Source organism: Clostridium bornimense (assembly GCF_018917145.1).
Classification (GTDB): domain Bacteria; phylum Bacillota; class Clostridia; order Clostridiales; family Clostridiaceae; genus Clostridium_AN; species Clostridium_AN bornimense_A.
The window spans coordinates 20561-33428 of sequence record NZ_JAHLOD010000023.1; the positions used below are offsets into that span (position 1 = coordinate 20561).

Here is a 12868-nt window from a genome sequence, read left to right on the forward strand (position 1 = left end):
AAAAATATATTTAAATATCCTGATGGGGTAATTTAAGCTCTATCAGGATTTATTTTATTTTTTATTGGATTATTTTTGATATAATAGGATTAATAAGATATACAACAAAAGGGGTAAAAAAGGTTATGTTAAATTATTTGAAAGAAGTTATTACAGGAACAGAAGCATTAAAGAAACCAGTTTTTTTAAAAGATGAAAGTGAAGCTACTAAACAAATTGAAGAACTTAAAGCATTAGAAGAAAAGTCATCAGGAAAAAAGAAAGAAAAGATCCAAGAGGATATTAAAATATTATCATATGGACTTAAAGGTGAAGAGGCTATTTTATTTGAATTGAAAAATAGCTTTATGCCTATGATAGTTTTACATGATTTATTTTTAGAAGTAGATGGATTAACTGCACAAATAGATTATTTAATAATAACAAAAAAGTTAACTATAATATTAGAATGTAAAAATCTTATTGGAAATATTGAAGTAAATAGTAATGGAGAATTTATTCGTACTTTTAATATAAATGGTAGATATATAAAAGAAGGAATATATAGTCCTATAACTCAAAATCAGCGTCATATGCAAGTATTAAAACAATTAAGATTAAATAGTAAAAACAATATTATATCTAAAAAATTATTTCAAAAGCAATTTGATAATAATTATAAATCAGTTGTAGTTTTAGCAAATCCTAAAACTGTTACAAATATGAAATATGCTAAAAAAGATATTAAAGAAAAGATAATTCGTTGCGATCAAGTTAATGATTATATAAAGAAACTTAATCAGCTAAGTCCTAATCCTAATATGTCAGATAAAGAAATGAGGGAACTTGCAGAATTCTACTTAAGTCATCATAAGGAAAATAAAAAAGATTATACAGAGAAATATAGTATATATGAAGATCAAGGTAGCGAAGAATTAGAAAACAAATCTGTTAATGATGAGAATTTTGTATCAAAATATAATATAGAGGATACAGATTTTTATAAAGAATTGAAGCAATATAGATATATGAAAAGTAAAGAGGAAGGTTTAAAACCATATATGATTTATAAAAATGAACAAATAGAAGATATAATAAAGTACAAGCCAAGAAGTATTGAACAACTAAAGTTAATACGAGGTTTTGGTGATATAAAATGTGAGAAGTACGGTAGAGATATTATTAAAATTGTAGAGAAATATAAATAGGAGAAGTCTATGGGAAATATCAATATTAAGAATATTATAACTAATGAAGTCGCTATAGATAATATTAAATTTAAAGACATAAACAACAATTGTATCACAGGAGAAACTAATCATCTATTACCAAAACTTAGACAAGCATTTAAAAAAGCTACAGAAGTTAAAATAATCGTAGCATTTTTAAAAGATACCGGTGTTAAGCTATTAGAAGACGATATTAGGGGATTAGTTGATAGGGGAGTTAATATAAAAATATTAACAGGTAACTATCTTAATATAACAGAGCCTAAAGCTCTTACATCATTAAAATATAACTTTGGGGATAAGATTGATTTGCGATTTTATAATGTTAAGAATAAATCATTTCATCCTAAGGCTTATATTTTCAAAAACAATGAAGGTGGAGAAATTTATTTAGGATCTTCTAATATGTCTAGAGCAGCCCTTACTGATGCTATTGAGTGGAATTATAGGATTGATAAAAGTACGTCACCAGAAGATTTTAATTATTTTGAAAGCACTTTTGATGATTTATTTTTAAACCACTCTACTATAATAGGGAGGGATGAGCTTAATGAATATGCAAAAACTTGGAGAAGAAGACGTATTATTGTTGATGATGTTGAGGAAGATACTAATATTATAGATTTATACACACCTACTGACACACAGCTACAATGCTTATATAACTTAAAGGCTACAAGGGAAGAGGGCTTTGATAGAGCATTAGTAGTAGCTGCCACTGGTGTTGGTAAAACATATCTTTCAGCTTTTGACTCAAAGGAATATAAGAAGGTACTTTTTGTAGCACATAGGGAAGAAATATTAAAACAAGCATATAAAAGTTTTAGGAATGTAAGAGGGAAATCTTCTACTTATGGATATTTTTATAGCAATATAAAAAATAAAGATGCTGATGTAGTTTTTGCATTAGTACAAACTTTAGGTAAAAAAGAATATTTAAGTGATAAATATTTTAAGAAAGATGATTTTGATTATATTATCATAGATGAATTTCATCATGCCACTGCTAGTAATTATAAAAAGATAATAGATTATTTTACACCTAAATTTTTATTTGGTATAACCGCAACACCAGAAAGAATGGACAACAAAGATGTTTTCGCAATTTGTGATTATAATGTTGCTTATGAAATTAGATTAAAAGAAGCTATAGAAAAAGATATCCTTTGTCCATATAGATATTATGGTATTTATGATAATACAGTAGATTATGAAAGTATTGATTATTCAAGAGGAAAATATAATGAAACACAATTAGAAAAAGCATTAAGTAAAAAGGAAAGAGCGGATTTAGTTTATAATCATTATAGAAAGTTTGATAGTAAAAGAGCATTAGGATTTTGTACATCAAAGATTCATGCAGAATATATGGCAGAGTATTTTGCAGATCAAGGAGTTAAAGCTGTAGCTGTTTATAGTGGTGGAAAATATAATAGGAACGAAGCTATAGAAAAATTAGCATCAGGAGAAATCTCAGTAATATTTTCTATCGATATGTTTAATGAAGGATTAGATGTACCATCAATAGACATGGTAATGTTTTTAAGACCTACAGAATCATCAACAGTATTTTTGCAACAATTAGGAAGAGGTCTTAGAAAATCAAAAGATAAAAAATATCTCAATGTACTAGATTTTATAGGCAAATATAAAAAAGTTAACTTAGTGCCATTATTATTAAAAGGCGAAGACGGAAAAAGAAGTAGTGGAAACAGATTTGTAAATCCTCAAGTTGATGATTATCCTGACGGATGCTTAGTAGATTTCGATTTTAAGCTTATAGATATTTTTAAAGAAGAATATAGTAGATCAAGAAATATTAAAACATGGATAAAAGATGAGTTCTTAAGAATTAAAGAAGAATTAGGACATACTCCAAATAGAAAAGAATTCTTTTTACAAATGGAAGATGACTTATATATAAACCTCAAAGCAAAATCTAAAGAAAATATATTTAAAGATTACATATCATTTCTAAGTGAAATGGGAGAAGAGTCGCCATTGCTAGATACTGTAGCTCACAGATTTTTAGTGCAAATAGAAACTACAGCTATGAGTAAAACATATAAAATGCCATTATTATTAGCGTTCTATAACGATGGAAATATGATAATGAAACTTGATAAAAGTGATATAGCAAAATCTTTTAGGAATTTTTATAGTTACGGTTCTAACGGCATAGATATGAAAAAACATAAAGCAACAGAAGACTATAAATCATGGAATGACGATAAATATTATAAATTAGCCAAAGATAATCCAATAAAATTTTTATGCAAAACTCATAGAGATTTCTTTACTTTTGAAAATGATAAATTTTATCTGTCAAAATCATTAGAATCATATATTAAAAATGAAGAATTTTTAACTCATTTTAAAGATATAATTGATTTTAGAACAGTGGAGTATTATAAGATGAGATTTGATAATGAGGGATAAGTTAATATGTTTGAAATCAAATATAGATTAGTTCTAGATATGAACGAAATTAATTCAATGTCCTTAGAAGAATTTGATAAGGAATATGATGACTTAGAAGGAATTATTGAACTAAATTTTAATGGAAGTAAGATTGGAGAGACTTTTGAAGGTGAAATAACTGAAGAAATGTATGAAGTAGGATGCTTTCAAGATGAGTGGGTAACTTTATGGTTTAGAAATCTTATTAAAGCGGCAAAGTTATTAGTAAGTAATAATTATGTAATGTTTTCTGAAATTGAAGCACCTGTGTGGATAGAATTAACTAAGTCTAATAATCTTATTAAGGTTAGAGAATTAAGAGAAGTATATCATAAGATTGAAGGTATGGAAGATATAGATTGTGTAAGCGGCCCATTAATGGATACCAAACCTATTAAAGAAGAAGTAGTTTTAAAAAGTGGTGAGATTTTTTTCAGAGATGTTAAGATGGAGGAAACTAGTTTTAAAGAAAATTTCATAACAGCTACAGAGTTTCAGCAAGAGATTAAAAATAAAAGTAATATGTTACTTACTGAAATAAAAGAAATGTTTCCAGATAAAATTAAATCTAAGCTTATTAAAACATTAGAAGAGTCAATTAATAGTATAAAGGACATTTAATTTTAATGAACATTATAAAAGAGGGATACAATGAGTAATAAAGGGGAAATTACAGAATCAGATTTTTATATTGAATTTAGTTATAAAGATAATAATACATTTAGAAGAATTAACAATCTTATTAACTATGTAAGGCGAGAAAAGAAAGCAGAAAGATTAAATGGGGATGACATAAATGTTATGGATTTTTACACTAATGAAGAATTAGAGTATTTCTGGTGGCCTACTGATGCAGAGAATAAGGAATTTTGGGAAAAGTATTACTCTATACCAAAAGAACAACGAGAATGTGATATTGGTTTGAAAATTAATTGGGATTTAGAATCAGTATTAGATGCAATTAGTAATGGTGAATATGAAATATTAGGTTGTAGAATTATTAAAGCATTAGAAAGTGATATGCAGCATTAATATGTATATAAGAATTTATTGAGAAAATAATTTTAAAAATGTACGTCACGTAAGATTTTATTTTTAGAATAATATTTTACGTGATATTTTTTTTAGAATCTGATTTTTTATAAAATAAGTTGATGATATAATTTACTTAAAAGCGTTAATAATTAAACTAAAGAAAAAATTAAGGATATCCTTGATAAAGAATTATTAGAAATTCAAAAAGAAATTTTTCATCAGGATGCCAGTGAAAAAATAATTTCAGATAAGATAATTAAGGTTTATTTAAAAGATAATGAAAGTAAAATATTATTTATTCATGTAGAAGTACAAAGCTACAGTAGTGAAAATAATTCTTTTGGAGAAAGAATGTTTAGATACTTCTATAGAATTTGGGATAAATTTAGATATAAAAATAATGATACATCAGAAATTGTTGCAGCAGCAATATATACATATAAATGACATAGAGGGAAAGATACTAGATATGTATATAAACCATTAGATTTAGAAGAGGAGATACTTACATATAATTTTAGAACAATAGATGTGGAGAAAATTGATTTATGTAGAATAAATGAAAACAACCCTTTAAAGTTAGTTTTTTAAATGGCAAAAGAATTGTTGAAATTGGGCGCTAGTGATAAAGAAATTTATGAAGCGAAAATAAAACTTGCTAATGAATTAAGTAATTACGATAAAGTTAAGAATAATGATCAAATTAAGGCATTAGTATATTTTTTAGAGTACTTGTTTCTAATACAAGATGAAGAATTAGAAAAAAGGTATAAAGAATTTAAGGGAGGTAAAATAAAAATGACTGTTGATGAAGTAAGAGATATGTATAATATACAAAAAGGTAAAGAAGAAGGAATAGAAGAAGGAAAGATAGAAGAATCAAAGAAATCAATAGTTGATTTCTTATTAGATATAGGATTAGTAAATGAAAGTATAATGAATATACTAGAAAAAGAAAATAATTTAGAAACATTGAGAATGTGGAATAAGATAGCAGCTAGAAGCAGTAGTATAGAAGAGTTTATTGAGAAAATTAATTTATAATAGTATACGTCACGTAAGATTTTCCGTGGCGTTTTTTGAGTAAATTTCACCACTACTTTGCTAGAACAGATGCTAATATGAGTTTTAATAAACATAAAGATTTAAATCTTACAAAAATATATTATTATATAAGTAATTAAATAATAAGGGTGGGTGAAAACATGGATTTTAACAAATTATTAGATAGCAAGGAGTACGGATTTTTAAGGACTAATGAACATCTTGGGAAAAATATTATTATGCTAGGGGTAGCAGGTAGTTATTCTTATGGTACTAATAATGAAAATAGCGATATTGACATAAGGGGCATTACAATTAATAAAAAGTCTGATCTAATAGGGATGACGTCTTTTGAACAGTATGTCGATGATAATACCGATACATGTATTTATTCTTTTAATAAAATAATTAATCTATTATTGAACTGTAATCCTAATACCATAGAATTATTAGGACTAAAAGAAGAGCATTATTTATATCTAAATGATATTGGAAAAGAATTAATTAATAATAAAAAACTTTTTTTATCTAAAAGAGCTATACAATCATTTGGTGGATATGCCAGCGCACAATTAAGAAGATTACAAAATGCTTTAGCAAGAGACTCATATCCACAGGAAGAGAAGGAAAAGCATATATATAATTCTTTAAAGAATGCTATGAATACTTTTAATAATAGATATCAAGAATTTCAGGAAGGTTCATTAAAGATATACATAGATCAATCAAATAAGATAGATATGAATGAAGAAATTTTTGTCGATGCTAATTTGAAGCATTATCCCTTAAGAGATTATAAAAATATTTGGGCAGAGATGAATAACATTGTTAAAGATTATGATAGAGTAGGAAAACGTAATAACAAAAAAGATGATGCTCATCTTAATAAACATGCAATGCATTTGATAAGGTTATTTATGATGGCTATTGATATTTTAGAAAAAGAAGAGATCAACACATATCGTGAAAATGAACAGAAATTATTATTAAATATTAGAAATGGAGAATATCAAAATAGTGATGGAAGTTTTAAAAAAGAGTTTTATGAAATGATAAGTGATTATGAAAAAAGATTAGATTATGCTGGAAAAAATACATCATTACCAGATAAACCAGATATAAAGGCAATAGAAGAGTTTGTTATAAGTGTTAATGAAAGGGTAGTAACAAATAAAATATAATTAGTGTACGTCACGTAAGATTTTGTTTTAATACATTGCAGTTATAGATTATAATAAAAAATAATAGGTATAAAAGAGCTTATAGAATGTAGTATAAACTGCGTCTAAGGAAAATACATAACTTTAAGGAGTAATTTAAATGAAGACATATAATAAGTTAGTAAGAGATAAAATACCGCAAATAATAGAGAAAGACGGAAAAGGTTGCGATATTACCATTGCTTGCGGTGACGAGAAAAAAGAATTATTGAGAGCAAAGTTAATGGAAGAGGTTAATGAGTATTTAGAAGATGATAACTTGGAAGAGCTAGCCGATGTAATGGAAGTATTGTTTGGACTAGCAAATCAATTAGGATATACAGAAGAGGATCTTATAAAAAAGAGAGAAGAAAAGCTTAAGGCAAGAGGCGGATTCAAAGAAGGAATTGTTTTAGAAAAAACATATGATTTAAAATAAATAGGGGTTGTGGCACAAAAAAGTAAAATCAAAGTACAGCAGTTTTTTCAGCAAAATAGAAGTCGGGGTACAAGTATGAAGGCACAAGGCACAGGTATGGATGAAATTCCCTTTAGGGAAAATTAACCTTACTTGTGCCCTGTGCCCATTTTTTATTTATGCTTCTTTCTTGTGAATCCAAGGGCAGTAGTTGCTGCTAATAAAGAAGCAATAAATCCAATACTAGAAGTATCACCTGTCTTTGGTGTATTAGAAATATAGTTTTTATTAGTTTTAACAATAGTACTATTGTTAGATGGTTTTTCAGTAAATATATTACTATCAGATGAATTTGGAGTATTAGTATCTTCAGATTTATCTGGTGTAATTATGGTGCTATCTTTAGAGGAATCAACAAAATCTATAGCGAGAGTTTTATTAATAACTTCTCCATTATCTAATATTATATTTATATCATAATTAGAGTTATCAATCTTAAGTGCCAGTAATGTTTCTTTTGGGATTATTAAATTTTCTCCATCTATATAAACATAAGGCTCAAAATCAGAATATATAGTAGTTTTTAATAATATTAAGTTAGTATCCTTAACTGTTACCTCCATATCATTAATAAAAATTGAACTAATAGTAGAACCGCTTGGTATAATATTTGAAACTTTTAATGTATTATCTTTATTAGTATCAAAAGTTATATTTACAGGTACATCATCAGCAGGAGGAAGTACAGGCACATCGTTAGCAGGAGGAAGTACTGGTACTTCATCTTTAGATGACGTTGAATTGATAACTTCTAATTCAACAGCTGATTTTAAAACTTTACCGCTTTTAAAAGTAAATGATATACTGTAGTTTCCTTCAACAAGGGTAGCATTTTTTAGCGATTCTTTAGAAATAATAATTGAATTATTAGTTATAGTAAAATCATTTTTATCTAATACTGAATTGTTTATATATATTTTATTTAATATATCGTTATCAAAATCAACATTATTAATTATAATATCATCCGGTTTTGCTATATCATAAGATACAATTTTTTGTGATATAGATGGGTTATATGTTGGTTTATGATTATCATCTGGTGTTGGAGGCGTTACTGTTTTATCATTTGTATACATGATATTAGCATATGCTAAATAATAAGTATAATCTGTAAATTCTATTGCAACAGCGTATAGTTTTGTATCAAGATTTAAGCTAGATAAAACTTCAGCAGGAATTGTAATCGTTTTTTCAGCTTTGTCTATAATAAGTTTATCTAAAGGTAAATATGTTTGTTCAAGAGCAAAATTCCTTAAATCCTCTTTTTTGAAATCAACTCCTGTTATTGTTACATCTTGAGGTTCTTTTGTATTAAAGTATAAAGTTTGTAATCCTACAATAGGACCTTCATAAGTAGAATCTAAATTACAAACTGTTTTGTTAGTAGTTGGTTGTTCTGTTGTTATTGCATAAACATTTGGTGAGGATAAATTATAAGTTAATAAGGCAACGAATAAAATTAGTGATAATTGTTTCTTTTTCATTTGTTTCTCCTTTTCAAATTCATATTTAGAAAAAAATTCTTGTTATTTAGTATATCGAATAGTATTACATAAACTTGAATATTGTCGAAAAATGAGAAAAACTATTTTGGACATGGAAAGCCTATTAGCAACTTAAGGTGGATAAAGTAGAAAAAGTTAGAAATGTTAAGAATACACAAGAAATGTTAATTACATGCAATGTTACAAAAGAATATGGTTTAAATTGGTTGCATATGTTAATATAAGTAATATGTAAATTGCTTATTACATAATTGCGATATTGATAATATTTTGTTTATAAAAAGTTTAGAAATTACCTCCTAGTTGTTTATAGTTTTTATTAATAATACAAATATAAACTATAAAGATAAGGAGATAATTATGATAGAGTATTTATTTCAATTAGATTGTTCTAATATACTTTAAATCAAGAATAGTAAATAAGAATTTTAAGGGGTGATACAATGAATATCGGAATTTTCACGGATACATATTATCCAGAGGTTAATGGAGTTGCAAATTCAACATATCAACTAAAAAGAGGATTGGAAGAATTAGGACATAAAGTTTATGTTTTTACAGTAACAAATCCTAATGCAAATATTGAAAGTGAGACAAATGTTTTTCGTATAGCTAGTGTGCCATTTATTTTATGTAAAGAACGTAGAGTAGGATGCCCTATTATAAGGAAATGGAAAAGAGTAATAAAAGAATTAGAACTAGATATAATCCATACACAAACAGAATTTATTATGGGACATTTAGGACATAAGGTAGCGGAATATTTAGATATACCACATGTTCATACGTATCATACAATTTATGAAGATTATACACATTATTTGAGGATACCAGGCAATAAAAGATTAAAGGGTGTAGTAAGAAGTTTTAGTAGACATTGTTGTAATAATGCAGATGTTGTAATTGTTCCTACAGATAAAGTAAAGAAGATATTAGCAGAATATCATGTAGATAAAGAAATCAAAGTTATTCCAACAGGAATTAATTTAAATAAGTTTATGAAATTTAATAAATTAAATACAAATAAAATCAAAAAAGATCTTGGACTTTTAGATAAGCATGTATTGATATATATAGGTAGAATTTCTGAGGAAAAGAATATTGAAGAAGTAATGGATAATTTCTTAGAAGTGCAAAAGATAGATGACAAAGCGGCATTGGTTATTGTTGGTGATGGACCAGAGATGGACAGCCTCAAAAGGTATAAAGAAAGTCTAGGATTAAGAGAAAATGTTATATTTACAGGTATGGTTCCATGGGATAGTATTGAAGACTATTATGGAATAGGAGATATATTCGTTTCGGCATCAACTTCTGAAACTCAGGGACTAACATATGCAGAAGCGTTAGCATCTAGTTTGCCGCTATTAGTTAGAAAAGATCCGTGCCTTAATAATATTCTTTTAGAAAAGGTTAATGGAGTAGCTTATGAAAATCAGTCTCAATTTTTAGAAGGATATAAATATCTTATTAATGCAATGAAAAGTAGTGAATTCAAAAATAAAATTAGAAATAGCATTGAATTTTTAAAAGGTGAAAAATTTGCAATAGATGTGGAAAAAGTTTATATGGATTTAATGCAAGAAGTACGTAGTTATTGTGGATAAGCTACTAAAATAAAAGGAGAGATTTTTAATGTTAAAAGAAGCAATAAATGGTGTGTGCATGGCAATAGCAGATAGCGTACCAGGTGTTTCAGGTGGAACGATAGCATTTATTATGGATTTTTATGATAAGTTTATTGGTTCAATAAATAATATTGTATTTGGAAATAAAGAAAAAAGATTCCTTAAAATATCTTGTAAAATTAGGAACAGGGTGGATATTAGGTATGATGCTAGGTTCTTTTTATGCTATTATAATGGGATCTACTACTTTAGATGTACCACAAGCTGCTATTAGTATATCAAATTTTAATATTATTGCATGGGTAATTGGCTTATGTATCGTAGTTGGATTGCAAAAATTAAAAAATATGGAGAAGGGAATAACGCCAACGTTAATTAAATTTCTATTTTTTTAAATAATACTATGAATTCTACCACTACTTTGCTAGAACAGATGCTAATATGAGTTTTTACATATATATTACCATGTGAAATAATGGTATAGATAACGTTCCCAAAAATATTGATAAAAGTTAAGATAGGTAATATATTACATATAAACGGTGATGTGTTACCTATTTTAATTTAGGTGAAATATAAAGTATATAATAGTGGTATAATATTAATATAATGAAATATTTTGTTTAAAAATTTGTAAGTAGGGAAGTAATAAAAATAGTAATTTTGTAGGTAATATAGGTGGTGAAATAGTAGAAGTGAATATTATTGACTTTCTTCATGATAGCTATCAAGAAGGTTTAAGAAATTTGGCACAAGTACAAAGTGAAACTTATGAAGAAGCTATAGAAAAATACAGAGATTCGTTTATTTCTGAAATAATATTAATGAGAAGAAAAGGAAATGATATTAATAGTATAAATAAAAAAACTAATAGGATAATTGAGTTTATAAATGAGATTCCTATAGAAGATATTGAGGCGTTTTTTAATAAAATTTTGTCAGTATATATAATGTGGATTGATTCTAAAGGCAAGGAAGCATTAAAAAATTTTGAAGATATATTAGATAGTATTAATTATAAGCAATTTAAATATGATTTAAGTAATAATATATTATTTAGAGGAAGACAATGTGATTCTATATTAACTCCTTTTGATATGTTTCATATTCCTTTTAATAAAAGATATTTAATCGGAAATCAAAGATATAGTTTAACAGGTCAGCCATTACTATATTTAGGATTTTCAGTATTAGATATATTAGCAGAGTTAGATAATAATTATTATGACTATAAAAATATTAAATTATGTGCTTATAAGATGAAAGTAGGATTTAATGTATTAGATTTAAGAAATAGTTTCTACGAATATTTTCAAGAAGATCCATTAGAAAATATCCTTGTTAATAGTGACGATGTTTTTTTATTAGGATATAATGATATTAAAGAAAAGTTTTTTAAATTTATACTAGCTTCAATTTGTACCTTTGAAAAACGTCAAGAGCATAGAAAGTTTTCGTTTTGTGAAGAATATGTATTACCACAAATGTTAGCTCAAATAGCAAAGGAAAATGATTTTAATGGTATAATTTATAGTTCTACTAAATTAAAAAATAAGGATAATGATAGACTACATAAAAGTGCATATAAAGACAATGTAGCTATATTTACAAACTTTTGTAGGAATCATGTTTATGATAGTGAGTTGTATAGTAAATTTAAAATTTCTAATCCTATAAGTCAAAATCATATTAAAGCTATAACTATAGATAAAATAAAAGAATTATGTGATTCTATAAAAGTATTAGATACTGAACAAAACTATCGTGATTACTATTTACTTGGAGAAAAATTAGATTATAACTTTTCAGATATAACTATAGATGATAAAAAATATTTTGAAATTAGTATAGGTCAAATGCATATATATTTAGTATATAATATTCTTATAGACATTAGAAATGAGTGTATTATTAAAGGGAGGGAACGTCATGAATTTAGTAATTAAAGATATTATTGGTTCTAAAGTTGCTTCAGAAAATAAGCAAGGAGATTTGATTTTTGATGAAATAGCTACAAGCCTTGATAAAAGTGAAGCAGAAATTTTATTGGATTTCTCGGGATTAAAACTTATTACTACAGCTTTCCTTAATAATGCAATAGGTAAGCTCTATAAGAATTATGAAAAAGAAAAATTGAACAATAGATTAAAAATAAAAAATATAACTGATAAAGGTGATGTAGAATTGCTAAAGTTAGTTATATTAAATGCAATGGAAGCAGCATAAAATTATAAATAATGAGAAACTGCCATACAAATAAGTGTGGCAGTTTTTGCTATAATTAAAATAATTATTTGTTTCAAATTTA

At 26.2% G+C, this 12868-nt stretch carries 13 protein-coding genes; 12 read left to right on the top strand and 1 reads right to left on the bottom strand.

Translation table 11 applies throughout. The features are described 5' to 3' along the window. The first annotated feature begins 125 nt into the window (after nt 1-125). The 8 genes from KQI30_RS09605 (at nt 126) to KQI30_RS09635 (ending at nt 7385) form a co-directional block, all read left to right on the top strand. Complete coding sequence (locus KQI30_RS09605; protein ID WP_216463087.1) at nt 126-1187, top strand: NERD domain-containing protein; 1062 nt, start codon at nt 126-128, stop codon at nt 1185-1187. A gap of 9 nt (nt 1188-1196) precedes the next feature. Continuing rightward, nucleotides 1197-3647, top strand: coding sequence for a DEAD/DEAH box helicase family protein (locus tag KQI30_RS09610; RefSeq protein WP_216463088.1), 2451 nt, complete (start codon nt 1197-1199; stop codon nt 3645-3647). 6 nt (nt 3648-3653) lie between these two features. Continuing rightward, nucleotides 3654-4289: a hypothetical protein gene (locus tag KQI30_RS09615; protein ID WP_044036776.1), complete on the top strand. Its 636-nt coding sequence runs from the start codon at nt 3654-3656 to the stop codon at nt 4287-4289. Nucleotides 4290-4319: 30 nt separating this feature from the next. Beyond that, nucleotides 4320-4700, top strand: a complete 381-nt coding sequence (locus tag KQI30_RS09620) for a hypothetical protein (RefSeq protein WP_216463089.1) — start codon at nt 4320-4322, stop codon at nt 4698-4700. A 168-nt stretch (nt 4701-4868) separates the two neighbouring features. Further along, complete coding sequence (locus KQI30_RS17565) at nt 4869-5150, top strand: Rpn family recombination-promoting nuclease/putative transposase (RefSeq protein WP_367397845.1); 282 nt, start codon at nt 4869-4871, stop codon at nt 5148-5150. 144 nt (nt 5151-5294) lie between these two features. Next, nucleotides 5295-5747 (top strand): hypothetical protein, encoded by a 453-nt coding sequence (locus tag KQI30_RS17570; protein WP_367397844.1) that lies wholly within the window; start codon nt 5295-5297, stop codon nt 5745-5747. 161 nt (nt 5748-5908) lie between these two features. Further along, nucleotides 5909-6928, top strand: a complete 1020-nt coding sequence (locus tag KQI30_RS09630; protein WP_216463090.1) for a nucleotidyltransferase domain-containing protein — start codon at nt 5909-5911, stop codon at nt 6926-6928. Nucleotides 6929-7067: 139 nt separating this feature from the next. After that, nucleotides 7068-7385, top strand: a complete 318-nt coding sequence (locus KQI30_RS09635) for a nucleoside triphosphate pyrophosphohydrolase (protein ID WP_216463091.1) — start codon at nt 7068-7070, stop codon at nt 7383-7385. Nucleotides 7386-7537: 152 nt separating this feature from the next. On the opposite strand, the gene KQI30_RS09640 is transcribed toward KQI30_RS09635, so the two are convergent. Then, nucleotides 7538-8911, bottom strand: a complete 1374-nt coding sequence (locus KQI30_RS09640; RefSeq protein ID WP_216463092.1) for an LPXTG cell wall anchor domain-containing protein — start codon at nt 8909-8911, stop codon at nt 7538-7540. 464 nt (nt 8912-9375) lie between these two features. Here KQI30_RS09640 and KQI30_RS09645 point away from each other — a divergent pair, with 464 nt between their 5' ends. From KQI30_RS09645 to KQI30_RS09660, 4 genes are all read left to right on the top strand, one after another. Further along, complete coding sequence (locus tag KQI30_RS09645) at nt 9376-10539, top strand: glycosyltransferase family 4 protein (RefSeq protein ID WP_216463093.1); 1164 nt, start codon at nt 9376-9378, stop codon at nt 10537-10539. A gap of 28 nt (nt 10540-10567) precedes the next feature. Next, nucleotides 10568-10834 (top strand): undecaprenyl phosphate translocase family protein, encoded by a 267-nt coding sequence (locus KQI30_RS09650; protein ID WP_216463094.1) that lies wholly within the window; start codon nt 10568-10570, stop codon nt 10832-10834. A gap of 421 nt (nt 10835-11255) precedes the next feature. Next, complete coding sequence (locus KQI30_RS09655; protein WP_216463095.1) at nt 11256-12506, top strand: hypothetical protein; 1251 nt, start codon at nt 11256-11258, stop codon at nt 12504-12506. After that, a complete protein-coding gene (locus tag KQI30_RS09660) occupies nt 12490-12786 on the top strand; it encodes an STAS-like domain-containing protein (protein ID WP_216463096.1) in 297 nt (98 codons plus the stop codon). The genes KQI30_RS09655 and KQI30_RS09660 overlap by 17 nt, the downstream gene beginning before the upstream one ends. The last annotated feature ends 82 nt before the right edge of the window (nt 12787-12868 follow it).